This is a genomic window from Bosea vaviloviae, from assembly GCF_001741865.1.
In the GTDB taxonomy this organism is placed as follows: Bacteria; Pseudomonadota; Alphaproteobacteria; order Rhizobiales; family Beijerinckiaceae; genus Allobosea; species Allobosea vaviloviae.
On record NZ_CP017147.1, the window covers coordinates 5,721,804 to 5,747,680 of the forward strand.

At 66.1% G+C, this 25,877-nt stretch carries 32 protein-coding genes; 18 read left to right on the forward strand and 14 right to left on the reverse strand.

What is annotated here, in order from left to right:
- Window positions 1-102: 102 nt before the first annotated feature.
- Together BHK69_RS32760 and BHK69_RS32765 are read left to right on the forward strand one after the other, a co-directional pair.
- On the forward strand, window positions 103-267 hold the full coding sequence (locus BHK69_RS32760) for a hypothetical protein (RefSeq protein WP_158516282.1): 165 nt from the start codon (window positions 103-105) through the stop codon (window positions 265-267).
- A 13-nt stretch (window positions 268-280) separates the two neighbouring features.
- Window positions 281-457 carry a hypothetical protein gene (locus BHK69_RS32765; protein WP_158516283.1) on the forward strand — a complete coding sequence of 59 codons (177 nt, stop codon included), beginning with the start codon at window positions 281-283 and terminating at the stop codon, window positions 455-457.
- Window positions 458-538: 81 nt separating this feature from the next.
- Here BHK69_RS32765 and trmD read toward each other — a convergent pair whose 3' ends face one another.
- The 6 genes from trmD to ffh all read right to left on the reverse strand — a co-directional run bounded on the left by trmD (window position 539) and on the right by ffh (window position 4,966).
- Window positions 539-1,225, reverse strand: coding sequence for a tRNA (guanosine(37)-N1)-methyltransferase TrmD (gene trmD / locus BHK69_RS26400; RefSeq protein ID WP_069692700.1), 687 nt, complete (start codon window positions 1,223-1,225; stop codon window positions 539-541).
- 140 nt (window positions 1,226-1,365) lie between these two features.
- On the reverse strand, window positions 1,366-2,037 hold the full coding sequence (locus BHK69_RS26405) for an HAD family hydrolase (RefSeq protein WP_069692701.1): 672 nt from the start codon (window positions 2,035-2,037) through the stop codon (window positions 1,366-1,368).
- The gene (rimM, locus tag BHK69_RS26410; RefSeq protein WP_069692702.1) at window positions 2,027-2,551 is read right to left on the reverse strand and encodes a ribosome maturation factor RimM; all 525 of its coding nucleotides are present in this window, start codon (window positions 2,549-2,551) and stop codon (window positions 2,027-2,029) included. Before rimM ends, BHK69_RS26405 begins: the two co-directional genes overlap by 11 nt.
- A gap of 150 nt (window positions 2,552-2,701) precedes the next feature.
- Complete coding sequence (gene rpsP / locus BHK69_RS26415) at window positions 2,702-3,061, reverse strand: 30S ribosomal protein S16 (protein ID WP_069692703.1); 360 nt, start codon at window positions 3,059-3,061, stop codon at window positions 2,702-2,704.
- 43 nt (window positions 3,062-3,104) lie between these two features.
- Entirely contained in the window at window positions 3,105-3,368 is a 264-nt protein-coding gene (locus tag BHK69_RS26420) for a hypothetical protein (RefSeq protein WP_069692704.1), read from the reverse strand.
- Window positions 3,365-4,966, reverse strand: coding sequence for a signal recognition particle protein (ffh, locus tag BHK69_RS26425; RefSeq protein ID WP_069692705.1), 1,602 nt, complete (start codon window positions 4,964-4,966; stop codon window positions 3,365-3,367). The genes BHK69_RS26420 and ffh overlap by 4 nt, the downstream gene beginning before the upstream one ends.
- Window positions 4,967-5,390: 424 nt before the next feature.
- Here ffh and BHK69_RS26430 point away from each other — a divergent pair, with 424 nt between their 5' ends.
- From BHK69_RS26430 to BHK69_RS26450, 5 genes are all read left to right on the forward strand, one after another.
- Window positions 5,391-5,822, forward strand: a complete 432-nt coding sequence (locus BHK69_RS26430) for a hypothetical protein (protein ID WP_069692706.1) — start codon at window positions 5,391-5,393, stop codon at window positions 5,820-5,822.
- A 69-nt stretch (window positions 5,823-5,891) separates the two neighbouring features.
- Window positions 5,892-6,458 carry a CAP domain-containing protein gene (locus tag BHK69_RS26435; RefSeq protein WP_069692707.1) on the forward strand — a complete coding sequence of 189 codons (567 nt, stop codon included), beginning with the start codon at window positions 5,892-5,894 and terminating at the stop codon, window positions 6,456-6,458.
- A 62-nt stretch (window positions 6,459-6,520) separates the two neighbouring features.
- Window positions 6,521-7,147, forward strand: coding sequence for a LysE family translocator (locus BHK69_RS26440; RefSeq protein WP_069692708.1), 627 nt, complete (start codon window positions 6,521-6,523; stop codon window positions 7,145-7,147).
- Window positions 7,148-7,157: 10 nt separating this feature from the next.
- Window positions 7,158-7,775 carry a class I SAM-dependent methyltransferase gene (locus BHK69_RS26445; RefSeq protein WP_425285534.1) on the forward strand — a complete coding sequence of 206 codons (618 nt, stop codon included), beginning with the start codon at window positions 7,158-7,160 and terminating at the stop codon, window positions 7,773-7,775.
- 90 nt (window positions 7,776-7,865) lie between these two features.
- Window positions 7,866-8,924 (forward strand): MBL fold metallo-hydrolase, encoded by a 1,059-nt coding sequence (locus tag BHK69_RS26450; RefSeq protein WP_069692709.1) that lies wholly within the window; start codon window positions 7,866-7,868, stop codon window positions 8,922-8,924.
- 205 nt (window positions 8,925-9,129) lie between these two features.
- Here the strand turns inward: BHK69_RS26450 and BHK69_RS26455 are convergent, their stop codons facing one another.
- Window positions 9,130-9,993: a GyrI-like domain-containing protein gene (locus BHK69_RS26455; RefSeq protein WP_148663598.1), complete on the reverse strand. Its 864-nt coding sequence runs from the start codon at window positions 9,991-9,993 to the stop codon at window positions 9,130-9,132.
- A 141-nt stretch (window positions 9,994-10,134) separates the two neighbouring features.
- Here BHK69_RS26455 and dapF point away from each other — a divergent pair, with 141 nt between their 5' ends.
- Both dapF and mtaB read left to right on the forward strand, forming a co-directional pair.
- Complete coding sequence (dapF, locus tag BHK69_RS26460) at window positions 10,135-11,019, forward strand: diaminopimelate epimerase (RefSeq protein ID WP_069692710.1); 885 nt, start codon at window positions 10,135-10,137, stop codon at window positions 11,017-11,019.
- Window positions 11,019-12,293 (forward strand): tRNA (N(6)-L-threonylcarbamoyladenosine(37)-C(2))-methylthiotransferase MtaB, encoded by a 1,275-nt coding sequence (gene mtaB, locus BHK69_RS26465; RefSeq protein ID WP_069692711.1) that lies wholly within the window; start codon window positions 11,019-11,021, stop codon window positions 12,291-12,293. Before dapF ends, mtaB begins: the two co-directional genes overlap by 1 nt.
- An 11-nt stretch (window positions 12,294-12,304) precedes the next feature.
- Here the strand turns inward: mtaB and BHK69_RS26470 are convergent, their stop codons facing one another.
- The 6 genes from BHK69_RS26470 to BHK69_RS26495 all read right to left on the reverse strand — a co-directional run bounded on the left by BHK69_RS26470 (window position 12,305) and on the right by BHK69_RS26495 (window position 19,473).
- The gene (locus tag BHK69_RS26470) at window positions 12,305-12,691 is read right to left on the reverse strand and encodes a type II toxin-antitoxin system VapC family toxin (protein WP_069692712.1); all 387 of its coding nucleotides are present in this window, start codon (window positions 12,689-12,691) and stop codon (window positions 12,305-12,307) included.
- Window positions 12,691-12,927 carry a type II toxin-antitoxin system Phd/YefM family antitoxin gene (locus tag BHK69_RS26475; RefSeq protein WP_069692713.1) on the reverse strand — a complete coding sequence of 79 codons (237 nt, stop codon included), beginning with the start codon at window positions 12,925-12,927 and terminating at the stop codon, window positions 12,691-12,693. The genes BHK69_RS26470 and BHK69_RS26475 overlap by 1 nt, the downstream gene beginning before the upstream one ends.
- A gap of 88 nt (window positions 12,928-13,015) precedes the next feature.
- Complete coding sequence (locus tag BHK69_RS26480) at window positions 13,016-14,122, reverse strand: sulfite oxidase (RefSeq protein ID WP_069692714.1); 1,107 nt, start codon at window positions 14,120-14,122, stop codon at window positions 13,016-13,018.
- A gap of 109 nt (window positions 14,123-14,231) precedes the next feature.
- Window positions 14,232-15,947: an AMP-binding protein gene (locus tag BHK69_RS26485; protein WP_425285535.1), complete on the reverse strand. Its 1,716-nt coding sequence runs from the start codon at window positions 15,945-15,947 to the stop codon at window positions 14,232-14,234.
- 160 nt (window positions 15,948-16,107) lie between these two features.
- Window positions 16,108-18,186 (reverse strand): elongation factor G, encoded by a 2,079-nt coding sequence (locus BHK69_RS26490; RefSeq protein ID WP_069692716.1) that lies wholly within the window; start codon window positions 18,184-18,186, stop codon window positions 16,108-16,110.
- Between the two features lie 498 nt (window positions 18,187-18,684).
- On the reverse strand, window positions 18,685-19,473 hold the full coding sequence (locus BHK69_RS26495; protein WP_069692717.1) for an SDR family NAD(P)-dependent oxidoreductase: 789 nt from the start codon (window positions 19,471-19,473) through the stop codon (window positions 18,685-18,687).
- A 234-nt stretch (window positions 19,474-19,707) separates the two neighbouring features.
- Between BHK69_RS26495 and rplS the strand changes: the two genes are divergently transcribed.
- Window positions 19,708-20,103, forward strand: coding sequence for a 50S ribosomal protein L19 (rplS, locus tag BHK69_RS26500; protein WP_069692718.1), 396 nt, complete (start codon window positions 19,708-19,710; stop codon window positions 20,101-20,103).
- 215 nt (window positions 20,104-20,318) lie between these two features.
- Here rplS and BHK69_RS26505 read toward each other — a convergent pair whose 3' ends face one another.
- The gene (locus BHK69_RS26505) at window positions 20,319-20,717 is read right to left on the reverse strand and encodes a hypothetical protein (protein WP_148663599.1); all 399 of its coding nucleotides are present in this window, start codon (window positions 20,715-20,717) and stop codon (window positions 20,319-20,321) included.
- Window positions 20,718-20,890: 173 nt separating this feature from the next.
- Between BHK69_RS26505 and BHK69_RS32770 the strand changes: the two genes are divergently transcribed.
- The 8 genes from BHK69_RS32770 (at window position 20,891) to leuD (ending at window position 25,831) form a co-directional block, all read left to right on the forward strand.
- Window positions 20,891-21,067, forward strand: coding sequence for a hypothetical protein (locus tag BHK69_RS32770; protein ID WP_158516284.1), 177 nt, complete (start codon window positions 20,891-20,893; stop codon window positions 21,065-21,067).
- Between the two features lie 139 nt (window positions 21,068-21,206).
- Window positions 21,207-22,625, forward strand: a complete 1,419-nt coding sequence (gene leuC, locus BHK69_RS26510) for a 3-isopropylmalate dehydratase large subunit (RefSeq protein ID WP_069692720.1) — start codon at window positions 21,207-21,209, stop codon at window positions 22,623-22,625.
- A 22-nt stretch (window positions 22,626-22,647) separates the two neighbouring features.
- The gene (locus BHK69_RS26515; RefSeq protein ID WP_069692721.1) at window positions 22,648-22,893 is read left to right on the forward strand and encodes a hypothetical protein; all 246 of its coding nucleotides are present in this window, start codon (window positions 22,648-22,650) and stop codon (window positions 22,891-22,893) included.
- The gene (locus BHK69_RS26520) at window positions 22,893-23,366 is read left to right on the forward strand and encodes a metallopeptidase family protein (protein ID WP_083269701.1); all 474 of its coding nucleotides are present in this window, start codon (window positions 22,893-22,895) and stop codon (window positions 23,364-23,366) included. Before BHK69_RS26515 ends, BHK69_RS26520 begins: the two co-directional genes overlap by 1 nt.
- A gap of 3 nt (window positions 23,367-23,369) precedes the next feature.
- Window positions 23,370-24,002 (forward strand): LysE family translocator, encoded by a 633-nt coding sequence (locus tag BHK69_RS26525; protein WP_069692722.1) that lies wholly within the window; start codon window positions 23,370-23,372, stop codon window positions 24,000-24,002.
- 150 nt (window positions 24,003-24,152) lie between these two features.
- Window positions 24,153-24,497, forward strand: a complete 345-nt coding sequence (locus tag BHK69_RS26530; protein WP_069692723.1) for a DUF6152 family protein — start codon at window positions 24,153-24,155, stop codon at window positions 24,495-24,497.
- A 6-nt stretch (window positions 24,498-24,503) separates the two neighbouring features.
- A complete protein-coding gene (locus tag BHK69_RS26535) occupies window positions 24,504-24,980 on the forward strand; it encodes a DUF6644 family protein (protein WP_069692724.1) in 477 nt (158 codons plus the stop codon).
- A 248-nt stretch (window positions 24,981-25,228) separates the two neighbouring features.
- On the forward strand, window positions 25,229-25,831 hold the full coding sequence (leuD, locus tag BHK69_RS26540; protein WP_069692725.1) for a 3-isopropylmalate dehydratase small subunit: 603 nt from the start codon (window positions 25,229-25,231) through the stop codon (window positions 25,829-25,831).
- Window positions 25,832-25,877: the final 46 nt, after the last annotated feature.

Genomic DNA, 25,877 nt, shown 5'->3' on the forward strand with positions numbered 1-25,877 from the left:
GGACACAATCCCACAAAATTTTTGCACCGCACTCTTGACGCAAGCAGCTCGCCTCGATTTATATGTGGGAAATATACCCACACGAAACATCTCGAGACAAACATGATCGCCGCCAGCTTCACCGCAGAGCCTCCCCTCACGATTGACCGCCCAGCCTCGCAACGCAGCCACGCAGCCGGACTTGCCCGGCTTGCCCGCTGCCTGTGGCTCGGCTGCGCCTTCGCGACGCCCTATCTCATCTTCTTGTGGCAGAGCCATGCGCGCTGAACGGGTCTTCTCGATGAACGCGTTCGAACCGGCCAATCGCAAGCCTCAGCCTGCACGCCAGCTGACTGCGGGCACGCAGGAGACAGCGACGTTCGACCTCAACACCGGGCTGATCATCTTCATGCTCGGGCTGATCATCGGCTTCGTCTTCGCCGTGCCCTATGCGGTCTTCATGCTTGGGCTGGAATAGCGGCCCGGGCAGAATCAGGTCGCGAGGACGCCAGCAGGGCTTACTTTCCGACCAAGCCTTTGCCGACCAAGCCTTTGCCGATCAGACCTTGCCGATCAGATCCGGCCGCCGCTTGCGCGTGATTGTCTCCGCCTGTTCGCGCCGCCATCTGGCGATGCGGGCATGATCGCCCGAAAGCAGCGCCTCGGGCAGGCCCCTGCCCTCCCATTCGCGCGGGCGGGTATAGTGCGGGTATTCGAGCAGGCCGTTCTCGAAGCTTTCGTCCTGGCCCGACAATTCCTTGCCCATCACGCCGGGGATCAAGCGCACGCAAGCGTCGAGCAGCAGCAGCGCCGCCATTTCGCCGCCCGACAGGATGTAGTCGCCGACAGAGATCTCGGTCAGATCGCGCCCTTCGATGACACGTTCGTCGACGCCTTCAAACCGGCCGCAGACGATGACGACGCCCTCGCCCGCCACCCATTCCCGCACCAGCCCCTGATCGAGCCTGCGGCCGCGCGGCGACATCAGCAGGCGCGGACGCATGTCGTCAGCAGGAACAGCCGCATCGATCGCCGCCGCCAGCACGTCGCAGCGCAGCACCATGCCGGCCCCGCCGCCGGCCGGGTTGTCGTCGACATTGCGATGGCGGCCGATGCCATGGTCGCGGATCTGGTGGGTGTCCAGCGACCACAGGCCCTTGCGCAATCCCTCGCCCGCCAGCGAGACGCCAAGCGGGCCGGGAAACATCTCGGGATAGAGCGTCAGGACGGAGGCGCGGAACGGCATGAATGCTCTCGAAGATACGGGGCGGCTGAGCGTCATTGCGAGCGTAGCGAAGCAATCCAGGAGGTCTCGCTCCACGTCCCCCTGGATTGCTTCGTCGCTCACGCTCCTCGCAATGACGCAGTGGTTCCGTCGATCTCCATTCAAGCAAAGCGCAGCGCGGGCAGCCCGTCCAGCGCCGCGAAATCCTTGGCGCTGGCGATGACGTTGTCGAAGCCGGCGAAATCATTCGCGCCGAGCATGCTCAGGATCGCAACCGCGCGCATGCCGGCGCGGCGTGCTGCCTCGACGCCGTTGGGCGCGTCCTCGAAGACGACGCAAGCTTCGGGCGCGATTTTCATGCGTTCGGCAGCCCCCAGGAACAGGTCCGGATTCGGCTTGCCGCGAAAGCCCTGGGACGGCGCGATGATGGTGGCGAAGCGCGAGCGCAGGCCCAGCGTGTCGAGCACGATGTCGATATTCCCGGGCGGAGCCGCCGTGGCGACGGCCATCGGCACGCCAGCCGCATCGGCCCGCGTCATCAGGTCGAGAAGGCCGGGCATCGGCGCGACATGCGGGCCGTAGTTCCGACGGTAGAAGAGTTCCTTCTCCTTGCCCATCGCCTCGATCTCGGCGGGAGCGGCATTGGGAAAGAGTGGGCTGATGATCTCGCCGACCGCCATGCCGGCGGTGTGCGAAAAGAAGCTGTCGCGGTCGAAGGGCAATCCATGCGTCACATGAAGATGCTCCCAGGCATCCTCATGGAAGCGCATATTGTCGACGATGGTGCCGTCCATGTCGAAGATCAGGGCGCGGACGGGACCGTTACTTGTCATCGCCGACCTCGAACAAGCCCTCGGGCGGCTCGGCTTCGATACGGCGGGCCGTGACGTCGATGCGCGGCGCGAAAGCCTTGGTGAAGGGCATCAGCACCGAGCGGCCGTCGGGCGTCGCGATGTCGAGCAGATCGCCGGCGCCGTAATTGGCGACGGCCGTGACCGAGCCGAGCACCGCGCCATCGGGCCCGACGACGGCGCAGCCGATCAGATCGGCCTGCAGGAACTCGTCCTCATCCTCCGCCGGCGGGAGCTTGTCGCGGGAAACAAAGAGTTTCACCCCGGCCAGGCTCTCGGCCGCCTCGCGGCTGGTCACGCCCTTGAGCCGGGCGACGACCACTTCCTTGGCCGGACGGATATCGGCGATCTCGAAACGCCGGCCCGCCTCGTCACTGAGTGGGCCGTATCCGGCGATCGCCAACGGATCACCGGTGAAGGCCTTGATCCGGACCTCGCCCTTGATGCCATGGGCTGCGCCGATGACGCCGAGCAGGACGAGGTTGTCAGCCGTCATAGTGGAAACACCGCACGACAACGGGCTCCTCCGTCATGCTCGCCCTTGTGGCGAGCATCCACGTCTTGCCCACGGCACGCGACGAGCGAAGACGTGGATGGTCGGGACAAGCCCGACCATGACGAATCGCGTCGCGAGCCTTGGGCTGCATCACGCCTCGGCTTCAGCCGGGGCAGCGCTCTTGGCGGCGTTCTTCTCGGCGCGCTCCTTGGCCTTCTCGCCAGGAAGAGCCTTGTTCGGGTTGTTGCGAGCCGGACGCTTGGCGAGGCCGGCGGCGTCGAGGAAGCGCAGCACGCGGTCCGTCGGCTGGGCGCCCTTGGCGAGCCAATCCTTGGCCTTCTCGAGATCGAGCACGACGCGCTCGGCCGAATCCTTGGCCTTCATCGGGTCATAGGAGCCGATCTTCTCGATGAAACGGCCATCGCGCGGCGAGCGGGCGTCGGCGACGACGATGCGGTAATACGGGCGCTTCTTGGCGCCGCCACGGGTCAGGCGGATCTTGAGGGACATTCTCGTCTTCCTTGGTTGGGTATCGTTTTGGGTTGGGTTGAGCTCAGGCTTTGTTGTCGTCGACCAGTTGATCGATCATGGCCCAGGGATCGTCCTTCATGCCGGTCGACGTGAAGACTTCGAGATCGATGGAGCCGTCCTCGAGAACGTCGATCTCCCAATATTCTCCGGGCGCATGCACGAAGAAGGAGAAGGCGTCGTCTCGGTAGGATGAGGTTTCGTAGGAGAGGTTGGCGTCGTCGAGACGCGCCTTCACCTGCTTGAACACGTCGAACATGCCGACGCGCATATCGGTCGGTTTGGTCATTTCTTCTTCCCTCCGAAGGGATTGTTGCCCCCAAGCCCCGGCAAAGACCTGCCCGGGAGACCACTGCCCAGTCCCGGCAGCTTCGGCATCATGCCGGCAGGCGGGGTGACGCCCTTGGGCAGCCCCGGGAAACCGCCAGGCGGAAGGCCCGGCATGCCGCCGCCTGCCCCCATCTGCTTCTGCAGTTCGGCGAGTTGCGCCGGATCCATCTTCGACGGATCGAGCCCGCCGGGCAGGCCGCCCATGCCGCCGCCGCCAATCCCGAACATCTGGCCGAGCTTGCCGAGCATGCCGCCCTTCTGCTTGCTCATCGCCTTCATCATGTCGGCCATGCCGCGATGCATCTTGAGCAGCTTGTTGATCGCCTCCGGCGAGGTGCCAGAGCCCGCCGCGATGCGCTTCTTGCGGCTGTTCTTGAGCAGATCGGGGTTCTTGCGCTCGGCCGCCGTCATGGAATCGATGATGGCGATCTGGCGCTTCATCATCTTGTCGTTCACGCCGGAATTGGCGAGCTGGCCCTGCATCTGCTTCATGCCGGGCAGCATGCCCATCACGCCGCCAAGCCCACCCATCTTCTCCATCTGCTGCAATTGCATGCGCATGTCGGAGAGGTCGAAATTGCCCTTGGCGAGACGCTGCGCCAGCGCCTGGGCCTTGTCGGCATCGACCGTCTCGGCCGCGCGCTCGACCAGGCCGACGATGTCGCCCATGCCGAGAATGCGGTTGGCGACGCGCGAGGGATGGAAATCCTCGAGCGCATCGACCTTTTCGCCGGTGCCGACGAGCTTGATCGGCTTGCCGGTGACGGCGCGCATCGAGAGCGCGGCGCCGCCGCGGCCGTCGCCATCCATGCGGGTCAGGACGATGCCGGTGAGGCCGACGCGCGCATCGAAGGCGCGCGCCGTGTTGACGGCATCCTGGCCGGTCAGCGCGTCGGCGACGAGCAGAACCTCATGCGGGTTCGTCGCAGCCTTCACCTCGGCGACTTCCGCCATCAGCGTATCGTCGAGCGTGACGCGGCCGGCGGTGTCGAGCATGACGACGTCGTAGCCGCCGAGCCTGCCGGCCTCGATCGCGCGGCGCGCGATCTGCACGGCGCTCTGGCCGGCCACGATCGGCAAGGTCTCGACGCCGACCTGCTTGCCCAGGATGGCGAGCTGCTCCATCGCGGCAGGTCGCCGCGTATCGAGCGAGGCCATCAGGACGCGCTTCTTGTTGCGGTCGGTCAGGCGCTTGGCGATCTTGGCCGTCGAGGTCGTCTTGCCCGAGCCCTGAAGACCGACCATCAGGATCGGCACCGGCGGCACGGCATCGAGCGTAATGCCCTCGCCCTCGCCACCGAGCATGTCGATCAGCGCGTCATTGACGATCTTGATGACCTGCTGGCCGGGCGTGACGGATTTCAGTACTTCCGCGCCGACGGCCCGTTCGCGCACCTTCTCGGTGAAGGAGCGCACGACCTCGAGCGCGACGTCGGCCTCGAGCAACGCCTTGCGCACCTCGCGCAGCGCGGCGTTGACGTCCTCCTCGGTCAGCGAACCCCTGCGGGTGAGCCCCGAGAGGATGCCCGATAGCCTGTCGCTCAAAGTGCCGAACATGCTGTGCCTCAACGAGCCGAAACGAAAAGCCCTATCGCCAAACGGTTTCGCGCCCGAGGGCGCAGACGCGCTGTCGGGCGTTGACCTCCGGGCTCGAAATGCTCAGGGAGCGGCCCGGTCGGCTGATGCGGTCTCGTCGATGTCGGCGAAACGAATGCGCGGGTTAAAGCGGGAGAATGTGGCGAAAGTCAAGGTTGGCACATGAGATCAGAACGTTTTCGAGCGAAGTGGCCATCGGTTCGCGCGAAGAAAACGCGTTAAAACAAAAAGCTAGGGCGGTTGAACGATCCAAACGGATCGGATCGACCTGATCGATGAATCCGTCTCTCGTTATCTGATGGAGCACGAGCCACGGCGCGAGCACTTGCCTGAGCCACAACCCTGAGGTTTAAAGACGCGCCTAGATTTTCATCAGGGAATTGCCATGGCCGCGCGCACGACGACCCTTTCAGCCCTTGCCTTCACCGCCTTGTTCCTCAGCCTGTCGCAAGCCCAGGCTCAGCAGGCCTGCCACAACAATTTCAAGACCGATGGCGTTCCGATGGTGACCGGCTTGACCTATCGCAGCTGGGATCTCGTTACGAATCGCACACCTGCGGCCGTGCTGAAGAGCCTGGCGGCCGCCGTCGCCGCGGAGGGCTTCGCCGGTATCCGCGTCGATAATGCCACGAGTTCGGTCCTTGCGATCCAGGAAACCACCGGTTCGGGCCGGCCGCAGACCCTGCGCGTCACCGCCCGCAAGAGCGGGCCGGCCACGCGCGTCGACGCCGCTTTCGTCGTCCAGCAGGGCCAGATCGCGCCGGAAGGCTATGTCCGCGACGCGCTCTGCCGCGTCATCGCCGGCGGCCGCGGCTGAGATCGTCGCATAACCGCTGGGATTACGTTACGGTACGAGGTGGTACACCCGACAAACCGAAAGCCGACGATGGATCAGCATCTCTTCCGCGTGGCGACCCTCGCCATGACCCTGCTCGCCGCCGGCTGCGCCGGCGATCCGCGCAGCGCTGCGCCTCTCGGCGCCTCGGCCACCCAGCGCCTGGCCGCTGTCAAGCTCGACACGGCCGCCGCCAGCCGCATCCTCAACGCCTATCGCGCCAGCCACGGCCTCGGCCCGGTCAAGCTCGACCCGACGCTGACCGCCATGGCCCAGCGCCAGGCCAATGCGATGGCCGCAGCGAACACGCTCTCCCATGACGCCGGCGGCGGCTTCGTCTCCCGCGTCCATGGCGCCGGGCTGAAAGCGGGGCGTACGGCCGAGAACGTCGGCGGCGGCTATTATTCGACCGAAGAGGCCTTCGCGGGCTGGAAGGCGTCCTCCGGACACGACGTCAATCTGCGCATGCCGGAGGCGACGCGCTTCGGCATCGCGCTAGCCAAGGCCCCCCAGACTCAATACGGGGCCTGGTGGGCGCTGGTGATCGCCGGCGAACCGGAAAGGCGGCGGGAGATCACCACAGGACCGTTTGGCGCAGGCGCGCCGGCGATCCGCTAACCCCTTTACAACCGGCCGCATCTGGGGATTGCTCCGCCCCTCGACCACCGGAGCCTGTCGCCATGACCTTCGAAGCCTGGGCCGCCTTTGCCGCGGCCACCGCCGTCCTGCTGGTGATTCCCGGCCCGACGATTCTGCTGGTGATCTCCTACGCGCTCGGCCAGGGCTGGCGCACGGCCTTCCCCATGGCGGTGGGCGTCGCGCTCGGCGATTTCACGGCGATGACGCTCTCCATGCTCGGCGTCGGCGCGTTGCTGGCAGCCTCGGCCACCATCTTCACCGCGCTGAAATGGGTCGGCGCGGCCTATCTCATCTATCTCGGGATCAAGCTGTTCCGCGCCGGCGGCACGCTCGACGCCAAGCCGCGCCAGGACGCCGTATCGCCCTGGAAGATGCTCGCCCATGCCTGGCTGGTGACGGCTCTGAACCCCAAGAGCATCACCTTCTTCGTCGCCTTCCTGCCGCAGTTCTTGGATGCGAAGGGTGATTTCTGGGCGCAGATGCTGATCTTCGAGGCGACCTTCATCACCCTCGCCTTCGCCAATGCCATGGGCTACGCGCTGGTCGCCTCGCGCGCGCGCTCGGTGATCGGCAATCCGCGCGCGATCGGGCTCTTCAACAAGGCCGGCGGCACGCTGCTGGTCGGGGCGGGCATCGCGACGGTCGCGGTACGCTCGGGCAGCAACTGAGGCGCAACCTATGCCCGGCAAGGAAGCGATGCCCGGCAGGGACGCCGCCACCCTCGACTTCTACGGGGCCGAAGCCGGGACCTATGCCGGGCGGACGCGCAAGGTCATACATGACCGCCTCGATGCATTCGCCGCTGCGCTTCCGGTTGGCGGCAGCGTTCTCGAACTCGGCTGCGGCGGCGGGCAGGACAGCGAGGGCCTGCTGGCGCGTGGCTTCGCGGTGACGCCCACCGACGGCTCGCCGGAACTGGCGAGCCAAGCCGCGCGGAGGCTCAGGCGGCCGGTCAAGGTGCTGCTGTTCGAGGACCTGGAGGAGAGCAATGCCTTCGACGGCGTCTGGGCCAATGCCTGCTTGCTGCATGTGCCACGCCAGGCCCTTCCGGCTGTTATCGACAAGGTGCAGGCTGCTCTGAAACCGGGCGGCGTATTCTATGCCAGCTTCAAGGCCGGCACCGTCGATGGCCGTGACCGCTTCGGACGCTATTACAACTACCCGTCACCGGACTGGCTGCGCGGCGCATACGATGCTGACCGCTGGCGCAAGCTCGACATCGACGAAGACATGGGCGGAGGCTATGATGGCGAGCCGACCCGATGGCTGCATGTGCTCGCATTCAAGATGCCGTGACGACGGACGATCTCCCTCTGGGCGGCGGCATCGGCATGCATCAGGATCGTCGGACTTGATCCAGCGCACTCACGCCCCACTTCTGACACCATGAATCGTCGCAAGCTCCTTTCCTTCTTCGGCCTCGCCGCCCTGCTCGGCTCGACCGGCACCGCCTGGGCGATGCTTTCGCGCTCGCGCAATCCCTATTACCAGGGTCCCGCCACCGCTCATTTCGATGGCCTGAGTTTCAGCGACGGGCGCCCCGTCACCAAGGGGCTGCTCGACGTCTGGAGATGGCAGACCTCCAAGCGCGAGCGCGAGGCGTTTCCCGTGCGTTACCCGGCCCCGCCGCAGGACAAGCCACCGGCTCGCGTCGAGGGCGTTCGCATCGTCCATCTCGGCCACGCCTCGTTCCTGTACCAGGTCGCGGGGCTGAACCTGCTGATCGACCCGGTCTATGCGCAGCGCGCCAGCCCATTTTCCTTTGCCGGCCCCAAGCGCGTGAACGAACCCGGCGTCGCCTTCGACGATTTGCCGAAGATCGACATCGTGTTGATCACGCATAACCATTACGACCATCTCGATCTTGCGACGCTCGCCCGCATCCATGCCCGCGACATGCCGCGCATGATCATGCCGCTCGGCAACGACACCATCGTCAAGGCGCGCATTCCCGACGCGCTGACGCAGGCCCATGACTGGGGCGACCGCGTCGCTCTGTCGGATAAAATCTCGGCGACCCTCGTTCCGACTTATCACTGGTCGGCGCGCGGCGCGCTCGACCGGCGCATGGCGCTGTGGTGCTCCTTCGTCATCGAGACCGGCGGAACGAAGGTCTTCCATATCGGCGACACCGGCTATCATGACGGCTCGCTCTATGAGCAGCTCGGCCGGGAGCATGGTCCATTCGATCTCGCCGTACTGCCGATCGGCGCCTATGAGCCGCGCTGGTTCATGTCGGACAACCACATGAACCCGGAAGAGGCCGTGAAGGTGATGACCTCGCTCAGGGCGCGCCAGGCTATCGGCCATCACTGGGGCACGTTCCAGCTCACCGACGAGGGCATCGAGCGCCCGCCCGAGGCGCTGAAGGCGGCCCTGGCGCAGGCCGGCCTGCCGGAGGAGCGCTTCAGGCCGATGCGGCCGGGGCTGAGCTGGACGGCCTGAGCTTATCCACTAGGTCATCCCCGGCGCAGCCCTCGGGTCCGACCTTCGATCGGCCCAAGGATAAACTCCGCGGAGACCCGGGATGACGGCGCGCGTCATGGTCGGGCTTGACCCGACCATCTCGTAGACCAGAGCGCTCTGGTCGTGAGATTCTTGGGGCGCGCGAGCCCGAGAATGACGCTCTAGGCCCGAATACGCCCCGCACTCACTTCGGCTGGACGTAGACGTTGATCTCGAGGTTCGGGTCGCCGGGATCGTTGAGGTCGCTGACATACTCCTCGAGGAAGGCATCCTTCACCACGATGCTCTTGGCCTCGAGATAGGCCGTGATCGTCTCATAGGTCGAGTCGATGTCGTCATAGGGCGCGACATGGACGAAGCGCAGCGAGGGGCCCGCCGGCGACAGGCCGACCTTGACGCCGCGCGCGAATTCCGAGGTCCGCGCCCCCTCCGGCGCCTGCCCGACCGGCAGCATCGCCTCGAAGCGGAAACCGTTATCGTCGGTTTCGACGAACAGCGTCAGCGGCCGACCGGCGATCGGCAGCCCGGCCTTGGCTGCCTCCTCGCGCAGGATCTTGAAACTCTCGCTCAGGCGCTGAAAGCCCTGATCCCAGCTCGACTGGCCGGCAAGCGACAGCACCGGCTTGGAGACGAGCAGGATGGCGTCGACATCGCTCGTATCGCCCCGCTTGCCGGCGAGCGTCGCGTTCGGATCAGGCACACCCGTCTGCTGCAGCGGCACGGGCGGCACCGGCAGCGCCGGACCGGGAGCCGGCAGGGTCGGAGGCGGCTGCACCGGCTGCGGCTCGGGCGGAAGCGGCGACGCCGGCGGAGGCTGGACGGGCTGCGGCGCGGCCGGTCCCTGCAGCACCGGGGGCGGCTGAACCGGCTGCGGCTCGGCCACTGGCGGGGCGGCCTGCGCCTGCGCAGGAGCGGCCGCACCCGCGGGCGGCGCGAGCGGCGCGGACTCGACAGCCGTCGGAGGCGCGACGCGCGTCTGCGCGAAGGCCGGCATGGAGGCACCAAGCAGCGCAGAAAGCGCCAGAACACCAATCCGGGAATGCCGCATCATCATGGTCCTGACCAAAAAGAACGATTCGCGCCCTTGCAGCGCAACATAGAATGTCCACCTTCACGCAAGAACGGGCGAAGGGTGGCTTTTTCGCGTCGGTTCCCTCATAGACGCCGTAGTTTGTGGACCTGTGACCGAATGAACGCTCTGGCAACCCGCCGGTTCCTGAAAATGAACGGTCTGGGCAACCAGATCACAGTGCTCGACCTGCGTGGTTCGCAGCTGCGCGTCAGCGAATCCGACGCCCGCGCCATTGCGGCGCAACCCGGCGCCCGCTTCGACCAGCTCATGGTGCTGCACGACGCCCTGACGCCCGGCACCGACGCCTATGTCCGAATCTACAACACCGACGGCTCCGAAGCCGGCGCCTGCGGCAACGGCACGCGCTGCGTCGCCTGGGCGATGATGGCCGACCCCGCGATGGGCGATCCGTCCAGGACCAGGCTGACGCTCCAGACCAAGGCCGGCCTCCTGCCGGCGGTGCGCGAGAGCGAGCTCGTCTTCACCGTCGACATGGGCGCCCCCCGCCTCGCCTGGGACGAAATCCCGCTCGCCGAACCGTTCCACGACACCGCCCATTTCGAACTGCAGATCGGCCCGATCGACGATCCGATCCTGCACACGCCCTGCGCGGTCAACATGGGCAACCCGCATGCGGTCTTCTTCGTCGACGATCCCTATCGCTTCAATCTGGAGCAGATCGGGCCGCTGCTGGAGAACCACCCGATCTTCCCCGACCGCGCCAATATCGAGCTCGCGGCGGTGACGGCGCCCGATCATATCGTGCTGCGCGTCTGGGAGCGCGGCGCCGGCATCACCCAGGCCTGCGGCTCGGGCGCCTGCGCGGCCCTGGTCGCGGCGGTGCGGCGCGAATTATCGGCCCGCAAGGCGGTCGTCAGCCTGCCCGGCGGCGATCTCACCATCGAATGGCGCGAGCGCGACGGCCATGTGCTAATGACCGGCCCGGTCGCCTTCGAATGGGAGGGCGTGCTCGAGCCGGACTGGTTCGAGAGGGCGGCCTGATGGCGCTGGAGGTCGTCACCTTCGGCTGCCGCCTTAACATCGTCGAGAGCGAGGCGATCCGCGAGCGGGCGCAGGCCGCAGGCCTCGACGACCTCGCCATCGTCAACAGCTGCGCCGTCACCAGTGAGGCGACGCGCCAGGCCAGGCAGGCGATCCGCCGATTGAAGCGCGAGCAGCCCGGCCGGCCAGTGGTAGTCACGGGCTGCGCCGCGCAGATCGAGCCCGCCCGCTTCGCCGCCATGCCGGAAACCGCGCGCGTTCTCGGCAATGCCGAGAAGATGAAGCCCGAGACCTGGGCAGCGCTCGCCTGCTCCAACAGCCTGCGCGGCGACGCAGAGGCCGCAGCCGACGACAAGATCGCCGTCTCCGACATCATGGCGCAGACGACCCTATCCGATGCCCGGACCGGCCGCTTTGCCGCCCATACACGCGGCTTCATCCAGGTCCAGAACGGCTGCGACCATCGCTGCACCTTCTGCGTCATCCCGTTCGGCCGGGGCAATTCGCGTTCGCTTGCGCTGAGCGAGGCGGTCGCGCAATGCCGCAGGCTGAGCGAGGCCGGCGCGAGAGAGATCGTGCTGACGGGTGTCGACCTGACGAGCTATGGCCGCGACCTGCGGGATGCGCCGACATTGGGCCGGCTGGTCCAGGCGATCCTGCGCGCCGTGCCCGAATTGCCGCGCCTGCGCCTCTCCTCGATCGATGCGGTCGAGGTCGATGACGAACTCCTCGGGGCGATCGCGACCGAACCGCGCCTGATGCCGCATCTGCATCTCTCGCTGCAGGCCGGAGACGATCTGATCCTGAAGCGGATGAAGCGCCGGCACGGTCGCGAGGATGCTATCCGCTTCTGCGCGGAGATGCGGGGCTTACGGCCTGATATCGTCTTCGGCGCCGATTTGATCGCCGGCTTCCCGACCGAGGACGAGGCCATGTTCTCGCGCTCGCTCTCCTTGGTCGAGGAATGCGGCCTGAGCTTCGTCCACGTCTTCCCCTATTCGCCGCGCCCGGGCACGCCGGCCGCGCGCATGCCGCAATTGCCGGGTGGCATCGTCTCGGAACGGGCGAGCCGCTTGCGCGAAGCCGCTCGCGACGCCCACCGGCAGCACCTCGACGCCCGCCTCGGCCGGCCGCTCTCGGTGCTGACCGAACGCGGCAACACCGGCCGCGCCGAGGATTTCACGCTCGTGCGCTTCCAGCGCGATGTCGCACCGGGCGAGATCGTGGCCGTCCTGACGCTAGAGGCGGATGAAAAGGCGTTGATCGCAGCGTAACGCGAAGCGTTTCAGACCAACCGCACCAAATCCGAGTAAGCTGCCAATTTGTGATCGGCCGTCAGCAAGATGCAAGGCTCGGCCATCGCCTGCACCACCAGCAAGCGATCGAACGGATCGAGATGAATAGCCGGTAGGTCTTTGACGCCAGCGGCAACCTGCGAGCCTATCGCAAGCTCTCCAAAACCAAGCGCCACCGCTTCCGCAATCACCTCATACGGGTCGATCTCGAAATCGGAGCGACGCAGGGCCGCCTTGATCGCAATCTCCCAGATGCTGGCCGCACTGAAGAATACCGCATTCTTCTGGCTGGAAATATCGCGACGCGCCTGATCGCCCAGCCGCTGCGGCGCCGATATGGCCCAGATCAGGACATGCGTATCGAGCAGAAGACGCATCAGCCGCCCAAAAAGAGCTTCAAAGCCTCATCGGGCAGCGGGTCGTCGAAGTTATCGGGTACTTTTATCTTTCCTGCGAGGCGGCCCAACTCCCGCTTCTTCGGCTCTGCTGCAAGCGGCACGAGCCGTGCGATCGGCTTGCCGTGTTTGGCAAGGATGATCTCATCCCCCGCCGCCGCCTCTTCGACAAGGCGAGACAGATGTGTCTTTGCGGCATGGATATTGACCGTCTTCATCGCGTGCTCCGCCGGATCGAACTAACTTAGTTCATTTCAGGTCGGATACCAAGCCGTCGCCACGATCTCCCAGCCCAGGTTCGCCTCCTTACCGCGCCGCGCCGCACACCCGCTGCATCTGATTGTTGCAGTAGCCGCGCGGATTCCATGGCGTCTCGAAAGGCTGGACATTCCCCTCGACATCGCGCGCCTGCGTCACGATCGAAAGCGGTCCCGCCCGCTCGATGGTGAAACCCAAGCGGAAGCGTCGCCAGGCGAACGGCCCCTCGCTATCCCCGAGCTCCGCCTCGAGCCAGCTTGCCCCGCCATCGCAGGAGGCACGCAGACCCGCCAGCGGGATCGCTCCGCTCCAGGCAAAGCCTTCGACGACAAGGATCGATCCCACCGCGACGCTGAACCCATGCGCCGGCGCCGTGATCAGCGATTTCACCGGCATGTCGGTGATGACGGAAAACCGGGCCGGATCGATCGCCTCGCCCGGCTTCACCGGTGTCTGGGGCATCCGATAATCCGTGCCGCGCATTTTCTCGCCGTCATGTTCGACATCGCGCACCGAAATCCGGTCGAGCCACTTCTGCCAGGCCGAGCCGGGAAAACCGGGCGCGACGATGCGCAGCGGCCCGCCATGCAGCGGCGGCAGAGGCTCGTCGTTCATCGCGAAGGCGATCAGCGTCTCCGTCGCCAGCGCCTTGGCGATCGGCAAGCCGCGCGACAAGGCCGGCCGCAATGGATCCGACAGGTTCCGGTCGGGCGCGTAATGCGCGGTATAGACGGCGCCCGCCTTCACGCCGGACGCCTCCAGCACATCCTTCAGCCTGACACCGGTCCAGCGCGCGCAGCCGACAGCGCCGAGCCGCCAGGGCAAGCCGTCGGTCGTGGGTGAGAATTGCGAGCGGCCATTGCCGGCGCATTCGAGTACGGCGGTGACGGTGACGGTCTCGAAGCGCGCCCGCAGTTCGGCGATCGACCAGACCAGCGGCCGCTCGACCTCGCCATCGATCGTCAGCCGCCAGGCCTCGGCCGGCCCGGTCTCGGGCAGATCGCCATTGTTGCGGATGAAGAAGGCGTCGATCGGCGTGATCGGCTCAGCCAGCAAATCGAGCGCCGGCTCCGCGTTCAGCGCCTCCTCGTCATGGACATAGAGCCCAGGCTTCAGCCGGCGCAGCAGCGGGAGTTCGAGAAGGCGACGGGGCAATCAGCAACCTTTTCGTCGGCGCGCGGATGCGCGCGGCGGATGGCGCAGGCCTTCGGCCTTGGCGAGGCAAACTAGCCATCGCCCTCCGCGCGATCAAGCTGCCGCCACCTCATTTGTGGGAGGCGACCTCCTCGCGCAGCGCGCGGCGCAGCACCTTGCCGACATTGGTCTTGGGCAGGCTGTCGCGGAAGACGATCTGCTTGGGCACCTTATAGCCGGTCAGGCTGTCCTTGCAGAAGGCGCGCAGGGCCTCGGCGGTCAGCGCTTCGTCCTTCTTGACCACGAAGGCGGTGACGGCCTCGCCGGAATGCTCGTCGGGCAGGCCGATCACGGCTGCCTCCAGCACGCCGGGATGGCTGGCGAGCACCTCCTCGACCTCGTTGGGATAGACGTTGAAGCCCGAGACCAGGACCATGTCCTTCATCCGGTCGACGATCTTGATCTGTCCGTCGGGCAACAGCACGCCGACATCGCCCGAGCGGAAATAGCCGTCGGCGGTCATCACCTTCTGCGTCTCGTCGGGGCGATTCCAGTAGCCGACCATGACCTGCGGCCCGCGGATGCAGATCTCGCCAGGCTCGCCAGGCGCCATGTCGTGGCCCTCGGCATCGCGGATGGCGAAATCGGTCGAGGGCAGCGGATAGCCGATCGTGCCGGTGAACTCGGAAATGTCGGGCCGGTTCGCCGAAGCCACCGGCGAGGTCTCCGACAGGCCATAGCCCTCGACGATCGGCCGGCCGGTGACTTCCTTCCAGTGCCGGGCGACGGCGGCTTGCGTCGCCATGCCACCGGCAACCGCAAAGCGCAGCTCCTCGAAATTCACCTGGCGGATCTCCGGGTGGTTCGCCAATGCGTTGTAGAGCGTGTTGACGCCGGAAAAGAGCGTGATCCGGCTCGTCTTCAGCAGTTTGACGAAGCCGGCTATGTCGCGCGGATTGGCGATCAGCAGCCCCTTGGCGCCAATGCGCAGCATGAACATGCAGCAGCATGTCAGCGCGAAGATGTGGTAGAGCGGCAGGGCCGTGACCATGACGTGCTGGTAGTCGCTGCGGCCCAGCGGCGGCTCCAGCGCCCAGCCCAGCCACAAGGCGCATTGCTCGACATTGGAGGCGACGTTGCGATGCGTCAGCGTCGCACCCTTCGCGACGCCGGTCGTGCCGCCGGTATATTGCAGGAAGGCGACGTCGTCCGGGCTAACCGTGACCGGCGCCATCACGCTCGGCCCCGCCAGGATGCCCTTGAGCGAGATCGAGCCCGGCAGGTTGAAGGATTTGACCACCTTCTTGATCTTGCGGGCGACGAAATTGACGATCGTGCCCTTGAAGCCCATCAAGTCGCCGGCAGTGGCGATGACGATGGCGTCGAGCTTGAGGTTGGGCTTCGCCTCCTCGACGACATGGGCGAAGTTCTCGATCACCACCAGCACGCGAGCGCCGGAATCGTTGATCTGGTGCGTCAACTCGCGCGCCGTGTAGAGCGGGTTGATGTTGACGACGGTGAAGCCGCCGATGAGCGCCCCGAAGATCGTCGCCGGATAGGCCAGGATGTTGGGCATCATCAGCGCGATGCGATCGCCCTTCTTGAAGCCCTGCGCCTGCAGCCAGGCGGCGAAGGCCTGTGCGGCGCGGCCGGTCTCGGCGAAGCTGATCGTCTTGCCGAAGCTCTCGAAGGCCGGGCGCGCGGCATAGGTCGTGCAGGCGGCGTGGACAAGATCGGCCAATGTGCCGACCTTGGTCGCATCGAGTTCCGGCGGCACGGCAGCGGGATATTGCGCCAACCAGGGACGCGGGTCAGGCTTCGCCGCGGCGGCGCTTATCGCATTCATGGTCATATCCTCCCATATCGCCGGCTTTGCGACCGCAGGAACGGCCGTGCCAGTGTTTTTTCATGACCATACAGTGCGGAACTGAACGGGCGGGCGCAAGCGCCCGCCCCCAAGAATACACAAAAAGGTTTAGATATGAACCTTTCAGATCCCAGACCCTTCATCGCGCCTGCGCCAGGGCATGCGAGGCAACGATCGCCTCGGCCGGCTTGCCGGCGAGTTCGGCAAGATGGTTGAAGCGGGCGCTGAACGAACCGACCCCGGCTGTCGCCGAGCGCAGCTCGACGATCAGCCCCGGCATCTCCGCCTCGGGGATCAGCGCATTGATCTGGTCCCAGCCGCGCCAGCCCGGCCGCGAATCATAGCCGAGGATCTGTCCGCGCCGGCTCGAGACGATGGCCGAGGCCCGCGACATCGCCTCGGAGGGGATCACCACCTCGACAGCCAGGATCGGCTCCAGCAGCACGGGCTTCGCCTGCGGCACGGCCTCGCCCATGGCGATACGCGCCGCCTGCCTGAACGCCATGTCGGAGGAATCGACCGTGTGATAGGAGCCGTCGGTCAGCGTCACCTCGATATCGACCAGCGGAAAGCCGAGCGGCCCGTTCTGGCAGAAATCGCGCATGCCGGCCTCGACGGAGGCGATATATTGCCGGGGTACCACGCCGCCGGTGATGCGATCGACGAAGCGAATACCCTCGCCGCGCGGGAGGGCTGAGACCTCCAGCACCACATCGCCATATTGCCCATGCCCGCCGCTCTGCTTGCGGTGCCGGCCGCGCGCGCCGGCCTTGCCCCGGATGGTCTCGCGATGACCGATCTGCGGCGGACTGCTCTCGACGGACACGCCATAGCGCCCGGCGAGCCGCTCCAGCGTGACGCGCAGATGCATCTCACCCTGGCCGGACAGGCGCATCTCGCCGAACTCCGGCAGATGCGTGAGCGTCAGCGCGGTATCCTCCTCCGCCAATCGCGCCAGCGCCGCCGCCAGCCTGACATCGTCCTTGCGGTCCTTCACCGAGACAGCCAGCGCATGCACAGCTTCGGGCGGCGCGACCGAGCTCACCACGCTCGCGCGCAGCTTGCCCAGCGTCAGGGCATCCCCGGTCACCACGCCTTCGAGCCGCGCGAAGGCGGCGATCTCGCCCTCCTCCGCCGCCGGCTTGCGCGTCTGCTCCATGCCCTTGACCGCAAGCACGCCTGCGATCCGCGCCTCGACGCCGCCCGACGAGGTCACGACATCGCCCTCCGCCAGCCTGCCGCGCAGCATGCGGGCAAGCGAGACCTTGCCGCCCTGGCCGGAATGCCAGGTCTTCATCACCTGCGCGAGCGGCGCGCCCTCGGCCACGACGCCGATGCGTCCACGCGTCTCGCCAAGGCCGGGAGCCTCGTGCCGCAGCGCCTTGAGCAGGCGCGTCACGCCATTGCCGCGCTCGGCCGAGCCGATCAGCACGGGCACGACATGGCGATGCTGCAATTCCCGCGCGAGATCGTCGAAGATGCGGTCGCGCGGCGGCTCCATGTCGCCGAGCAGATCCTCCATCAGCGCGTCGTCGTAATCGGCGAGTTTCTCCAGCATCGAGAAGCGCGCTTCCTTCTCGCGCCCCGTCTCCTCGGAGACGAGCGGCACGATCTCGCTGGGCGCATGCTCGCGGTAGATGAAGGCGCGCTCCAGCGCGAGATCGATGAAGCCGACCGCGATGCCCTTCTGCCAGATCGGGATCTGGCGCAGCAGCAGGGGCGTGCGCGAGGCGCGCTGCAGGATGCCGAGCGTCTCGCGCACCCGGCGCGAGGCGGTGTCGATCTTGTTCAGGAACAGGAAGCGCGGAATATCCGCTTCCTCGAGCTCGCGCAGCACGAGTTCGAGCGCCGGCGCCTTGCGGTCATCCGCCTCGCAGACCACCACCGCGGCGTCGATCACCGGCAGGACATGGCGCATCTCGTGCAGGAACTCGACGGAGCCGGGACAATCGACGAACTGGAAGCGCTCGCCGAGAAATTCGACGGAGGCAACGTTGAGCTCCGTACTCATCTGATGCGAGCGGGCCTCCGCACTCGCATCGCCGACGCTGTTGCCGGTCTTGACCGAGCCCGCGCGGGAGACGCCGCCGCAGCGCTCCAGGATGCTTTCGAGCAGGGTCGTCTTGCCGCTCTGAAAGGGGCCGACGATGGCGATGCATCGCGGGCCCCCGCCTCTGACTCCGTTTGCGTTTCCTTCGTTCCGGGATGTCGCAGCCATGGCTTCCTCCTTCGGTCATTGGCCGCGAAGGGGCGAGAAGCCGTTGGGCTCAGGGCTCCGACGCGGCAGGAACCGGCGAGGGAAGACAAGTGAAGCGCCCACGCCAGAAAGGCGGCGGTCGCTCAGGCCCGACAGGGGTCGGGCGGCCGTCGAAGAGGGATTTCGAAGGGCAGGTTCGCGCCGTTCGGGAGGCAGCGCAAGCGGAAAGTTGGCTCGCACAAGGAGGCGCGGGGAACCCCTCTCCTTACAGGCTACGGCATTCACACATCGTGGTTGAAGATTGCATGGGAGTCTGATTCCGTCGGGGTTGTTGGGCGGGAGATGAGAGATGGATGTGTCGCTGGGGCGGTTTGGGGACCGCCGCCTTGAAAAAGGGGGGCCTATCTTCTGGCCCGTCTTGTCGAGAGCGGCGGCCTGCCCGAGATTGGCAGAGATAGTGGCCCAAGTCGGAAACATCCGACCTGGGGTGGAGAGGGTTCTCTGTTCTGTTTCCCGGTCTCAGCGATTCCGCCTTTCCCCACGCAGCGTCGCCAGCCCGATGCCGACCGCGTCGAACCCGCCATCGACCGCCAGAACCTGCCCGGTGATGTAGCTCGCCCTGTCGCTGCACAGAAAGAAAATTGCCTCGGCCAGTTCCTCCTCCAGCCCGTAGCGAGCGAGCGGGATGGCGTCGCGGTAGTCGGCGCGGATTTCGGCCGAGTGCACCGCCTTGGCCATGGCGGTATCGACCGGGCCGGGCGCGACCGCGTTGACGCGGATACCCAAGCTGGCGAGCTCCGCCGCCTGCTGCTTGGTGAGATGGGCGAGCCCGGCCTTGCTGGTGCCGTAGGCGACCCGCAGCGTCGAGGCGCGCAGGCCCGAGATCGAGGTGATGTTGACGATCGCGCCGCCGCCGGTATCGGCCATCAGCGGTGCGGCCGCCTGCACGGTCAGGAACGGACCGGTCAGGTTGACGGCGAGCACGCGGTTCCATTCTTCATGAGTGGTTTCCAGCAGCGGCTTGAACACTGCCGTGCCGGCATTGTTCACCAATGCATCGAGCCGTCCGAAGCGGGCCGTCAGCGCGGCGAAGGCAGCGGTAATCTGCTCGGGGTCGCCAAGGTCGCAGGTCAGCGCCAGCGTCGCTTCGGGCCGCGCGATCTCGGCCACGGCCTGCGCCAGCACTTCGCCCTCGATATCGAGCAGCGCGACCCGCCAGCCCTCGGAGAGAAAACGCCTCGCGGTGGCAAGCCCGATGCCGCGCGCGGCGCCTGTGACGAGGGCGATCTTGTGGAGGCTTTCAGGCATGGTTTTCGACCCTGGATACTGTCATTGTTGTTGCGTACCGCTATGCACCTCGGCAAGGGCCTCGCCAAGCCTCGCCAAGCCTCGCCAAGCCTCGCTTTCCCTGGCCGGCCAAGCCTTTGCGAAGGCCCGCGCTCGACAAGCGCCCGACTCTGCTGTATGGCCCCGCTCACAACTGAAAACAGCGTGCCGAACGCCCGCGCAGCTCAAGCGCGACAACGGCTATTGGAGAGACCCGTGAACATCATCGAACAGCTCGACAAAGAGCAAATCGCCAAGCTCAGCGAAGGTCGCGAGATCCCGCATTTCCAGCCCGGCGACACCGTGCAGGTCAACGTCAAGGTCAAGGAAGGCGAGCGTAGCCGTGTCCAGGCTTATGAAGGCGTCTGCATCGCGCGCAATGGCGGCGGCCTGAACCAGGCCTTCACTGTCCGCAAGATTTCCTATGGCGAGGGCGTCGAGCGCGTGTTCCCGCTCTTCTCGCCGAACATCGATTCCATCAAGGTCGTCCGCAAGGGCAAGGTGCGCCGCGCCAAGCTGTATTACCTGCGCGATCGCCGCGGCAAGTCGGCCCGTATCGCCGAGCGCGTCGAGCCCCGCGCGCCGAAGGGCGACAAGGTCGCCGCGAAGTAAGCTTCGGCTTCATCGCAAGAGATTTGCGCAAGAGATTTGAAAAACGCGGTCCTTCGGGGCCGCGTTTTTGTTTTGGCAATCCGCCGACCGACGACGCGATGGCGCCTCCGTCATTGCGAGCGTAAGCGAAGCAATCCAGGGGGGCGTAGCACGCTGCCGCTCTGGATTGCTTCGCTTACGCTCGCAATGACGCGGAGACTCCCTGGCGAGAACGCCTACTCCTGCGCCCCGAAGGTCATGTCGCGCCGGGCCGTCAGGATGCTGATCGAATAGCCGGCAATGACATCGACCAGACACATCAGCGTGATGATCAGGAACGTACCCGTGCCGAAGGCCGGCAGCAGCAGGAAGGCAATGAAGCAGGCGAGGAAGACCAGCATCGAGAGGCCGTGATTGAGGATCGAGTTCGTCTTCGCGCTGGCCGCGTTCATGACCTCGAAGAACAACACGATCGTCGCGACGAAGAGCAGGAGCTCGCTCACCGTCAGCGAAAAGCGCACGCCCGACGGCAGGCCGAAGCCGAGGACTTCGCGCCCCAGCGGCTGCCCCATGACGGCGATGACGACGGCGTAGACCAGCACCGCCAGCACCATGAAGGGAAAGAACCTGAGCATCACCACACCTCGCTTCGTCGCCTGAGCCCCGGCTCGGGCGCACCGATCCCTGCTTATCAGCATGGCGGTCGCGAGGCATCTATCCCATTGCGGCATGCACGCCACGCGCGGCTGTATCTCGCGGGCTCGCATCTCGATTGTCGCGCCACCTTAGAACTGCTAGACACTCCCTCATGTCACTGCGTTCCGATCGATCGATGCTGCGCGTCTGCGCCGTCCAGGGTGAAGGCCATCTGCCTGCCCTGCCGACGACGCAGGACTTTGTCGCGCTCGACGATCACGCCCGCCTGCCCTGGCGCTTCTTCGGACGTTTCACGGCGTCGATCGCCGCAGGCCTTACGCGCGCCTGAGACCGGCCATTTTCGGCCGGCGACAGGCCGTTGCGCTGCGCCCTCCGGCATGAGCCGGGCCGTTCGAGACATCCCAATATCCGCAAGACATCCCGATACCCGTAAGACATTCTCGGTATCCGACAGAGGCCACCACGTCATGACGTCCAACGCCACCCCACGCACGCTGTACGACAAGATCTTCGACGACCACATCGTCGACCGGCAGGAGGACGGAACCTGCCTGCTCTATATCGACCGCCACCTCGTCCATGAGGTCACGAGCCCGCAGGCCTTCGAGGGGCTGCGCCTGACCGGCCGCAAGGTCCATGCCCCGCACAAGACGCTGGCCGTCGTCGACCACAACATCCCGACGACCGACCGCAGCAAGGGCATCACCGAAGAGGAAAGCCGCATCCAGGTCGAGGCGCTGGCCAGGAACGCCAAGGATTTCGGCGTCGAGTATTTCAACGAGCTCGATATCCGCCAGGGCATCGTCCACATCGTCGGCCCCGAGCAGGGCTTCACCCTGCCCGGCACCACCATCGTCTGCGGCGACAGCCACACCTCGACGCATGGCGCTTTCGGGGCGCTGGCGCATGGCATCGGCACCTCGGAGGTCGAGCATGTGCTCGCCACCCAGACGCTGATCCAGAAGAAGGCCAAGAACATGCTCGTCCAGGTGGACGGCACGCTCGCCAAGGGCGTCACCGCCAAGGACATCACGCTCGCCATCATCGGTGAGACCGGCACGGCCGGCGGCACCGGCTCGGTCATCGAATATGCCGGCGATGCCATCCGCGCGCTCTCGATGGAGGGCCGCATGACGCTGTGCAACATGTCGATCGAGGGCGGCGCGCGCGCCGGCATGGTCGCGCCCGACGAGAAGGCCTTCGCCTATCTGAACGGCCGTCCCAAGGCGCCCAAGGGCGCGGCCTGGGAGGCAGCGCTGCGCTATTGGGAGACGCTCTACAGCGACGAGGGCGCGCATTTCGACCGCATCGTCCGGCTCGATGCCAACAACCTGCCGCCGATCGTCTCCTGGGGCACGAGCCCGGAGGACGTCATCTCGGTCGCGGGCGCTGTGCCCGATCCCGCCCTGATCGAGGACGAGACCAAGCGCACCTCCAAGCAGCGCGCGCTCGACTATATGGGCCTGGCCGCCGGCACCAAGATCATCGACATCCCGCTCGACGTGATCTGGATCGGCTCCTGCACCAATGGCCGCATCGAGGACCTGCGCGCCGTCGCCAAGATCGTCGAGGGCAAGAAGATCGCGGGCTCGCTCGACTACGCCATGATCGTGCCGGGCTCGGGTCTCGTGAAGCAGCAGGCGGAGCAGGAAGGGCTGGACAAGATCTTCCTCGCGGCCGGCTTCGAATGGCGCGAGCCGGGCTGCTCGATGTGCCTGGCGATGAACCCCGACCAGCTCAAGCCGGGCCAGCGCGCCGCCTCGACCTCGAACCGCAATTTCGAAGGGCGCCAGGGCTACAAGGGCAGGACGCATCTGGTCTCGCCGCAGATGGCGGCAGCCGCGGCGCTTGCCGGCCACTTCGTCGATGTCAGGCTGTTGGGGTGAGGGGTAAGCGGGGGTAACGAGCATGTCGAACGACCCCCGCGAAACCGCGCGCGCCGCCGAGGCCCAGGCCGCCCTCGACCGCGTCAAGCGCGACAGCGAGAGCCTGCTCAGTTCCTCCATGGGCCGCGCCGCCGAGCATTTTTCCGGCGGCGATGCGCCCGATGGCGACAGGATCGAGCTCTGGGGCCGGCGCATCGGCCGGTCCCTGTCGCTGCTTGGCGTGATCGCGCTGGCCTATTGGCTCGGCCATCAATTGAAGATCTGGTGATGGGAAGCGTGCCTTCAGTCTCGGCCACGGCCAGTGCGAGCGCTCACGCGCAAGCTAGCTCCGACATCGGTTGGGATGGCGCAAAAGCGCCTTCCATCGCCGAGTTCGAGTTACTGGCGCAGGCGGCGTTCGACCACTTGCCGGATGCATTCCGCGCGCTCTGCAGCGATGTCATCTTCAATGTCACCGAATTCCCCGAGGACGAGGTGCTGAAGGAGCTCGAGGCCGAGAGCCCCTTCGACATCCTCGGCCTGTTCAGCGGCATCGGCCTGCCGCAGCAGGGCTATGCCCCGCAGACCGGCCAGATGCCCAACACCATCCATCTCTACCGCCGTCCGATCCTCGACTACTGGGCCGAGAACGACGAGAGCCTGGGCGCGATCGTCACCCATGTGCTGGTCCACGAGATCGGCCATCATTTCGGCTTTTCCGACGAAGACATGGAAGCCATCGAAGCCGAGGCGGAGCGCTAGGCGATGCTCAACGATCTGATCCGTCACTTGCCTGATCTGGCGCTGGTCTACTCGGCCTTCTTCCTGGCCGTCGCCAGCCCCGGCCCCAGCAACCTCGTCGTCATGGCTACCTCGATGGAACGTGGCCGGGACGCTGGCGCCATACTGGCGCTCGGCGTCACCGCCGGCTCGCTGACCTGGGGAATCCTGGCCGCGATCGGCGTCACCGGCCTGGTCGTGGCCCATCCCGGAGCGCTCTACACCATCAAGATCGTCGGCGGGGTCTATCTGCTGTTCCTGGCCTGGCGTTCGGCACGCTCGGCCATGCGGGTCGAGATGCCGCCGCCGAAAGCCGCCATCTCAGGACGCCGCAGCTTCCTGCGCGGCTACCTGATGCACCTGACAAATCCCAAGGCGATCCTGAGCTGGACGGCGATCATCGCGCTGGGATTGCGCCCGGATACGCCGCCGGTCGTGCTCTACGCCATCATTATCGGCTGCATGCTGATCTCGCTGGGGATCAACCAGTTCTACGCGGTGCTGTTTTCGACCGCCTCGATGATCTCCGGCTATCGCCGGATCCGCCGCCGCGCGGAGGCCTGTCTCGCCGCCTTCTTCACCTTCGCCAGCTTCAAGCTGCTGACCTCGCAGCTCTGAGGAATGCTGCGGGCCTGGCAGCGAGCGCGGCCCGGCCATGCGATCGGACCGCTGACGCATCCGTGAATGCGACCGCGTCGCTGTCGCCTCATTGACGCCGCCTCGCACGGCTCTAACCTTCGCCTGGAAACACGAACGCGGAGACCGACCATGCGCCGCCTCGCCTTCGCCACCCTAGCCGTAGCCTTGCCCGCGGCCGCCTTCGCCCATCACGGGTGGGGCTCCTACGATGCCCAGAACCCGGTGACGCTGACCGGGCCGATCAAGACGCTCGAATACATCAACCCCCATGTCCATGCCGACATCGCCGCCGACGGCAAGGATTGGGAGCTGACCTTCGCGCCGCCCTCGCGCATGCAGGCGCGCGGCGCCCTGCAGGAGCTGATCAAGGTCGGCACCACGATTACGGCCTATGGCTATCCCAGCCGCGTCAAGCAGGGTGAGATGCGGGCGGAATGGATCGAGGTCGCCGGCAAGCGCTTCGAGCTGAGGTGAGCCGGCGTGGAGCATGCCGGCATCGCCATCCTGCAGACGCTGGAACGCTCGACCTTCGGGCTGGGCATCCGTGACGCCGTGCTGATCTATCCGATCGCCAATGTCGTGCATGTGCTCGCGGTGCTGGTCTTCTTCGCCAGCGTCGCGATCATGGATCTGCGCGTCCTCGGCGCGCTGCGCGACGACGCGACGGAGAGCGTCATCCGCCGCTTTCGCCCGGTCGCGATCGGCGCGTTCTGCATGCTTCTCGCCAGCGGCATCGTCCTGTTCACGCCGGAGGCGAGCGCTATCATCAGGAACCCCTCCTTCCAGATCAAGCTGGCGCTGATTGCGATCGGCTTGCTGAACGTGCTGTGGATGGAGCGGGCGCTGAAGCGCGGCTATCCCAGCATGACCGCGCGCGCCGCAAGGGTGCCGGCCGCGCTCTCGCTGGTGATCTGGCTCGGCGTGGCGGCGGCAGGGCGTTACATCGCCTATATCTGACGGCCTTGCCCCCAACAGCCCTCATCCTGAGGAGCCGCGAAGCGGCGTCTCGAAGGATGATGCTCCAGCAGGCTCCGGAGACATCTGGAGCATCCTTCGAGACGAAGCCTACGGCTTCTCCTCAGGATGAGGGCTGGGTGTCAATCGAGATGTCTTGAATGCGGGTCTGGGGTTATCGGACACGCGGATTTGAGGGTTCTCCGCGCCGCGCAGTTCGGCTAAAGGACTGTCGATCAGGAGTTCCCGCCATGCAGCCCTTCACCACGCTGACCTCCACGCCCGCCCCGCTGAAGGTGATCAATGTCGACACCGACATGATCATCCCCAAGCAGTACCTCAAGACGATCAAGCGCACCGGGCTCGGCACTGCCCTGTTCGCCGAGATGCGCTACAAGGAGGACGGCTCGGAGAACCCCGATTTCGTGCTGAACCAGCCGGCCTATCGCAAGTCGGAGATCCTGGTCGCCGGCGACAATTTCGGCTGTGGCTCGTCACGCGAGCACGCACCTTGGGCCCTGCTCGATTTTGGCATCCGCTGCGTGATTTCGACGTCCTTCGCCGACATTTTCTACAATAACTGCTTCAAGAACGGCATTCTGCCGATCGTGGTCAGCCCGGAGGATCTGGAGAAGCTGTTCGACGACGCCGATCGCGGCTCGAACGCGACGCTGACGGTCGATCTCGAAAAGCAGGAGATCAAGGGCCCCGACGGCGGCACGGTGAAGTTCGACCTCGACCCGTTCCGCAAGCACTGCCTGATCAACGGCCTCGACGATATCGGCCTGACCATGGAGAAGGCCACGAAGATCCAGGCTTTCGAGGAAAAGCTCGCCAAGCGCGAATGGGCATAGGCTTCCCTTCTCCCCTCGGGGGAGAAGGTGCCGAACGAAGCGAGGC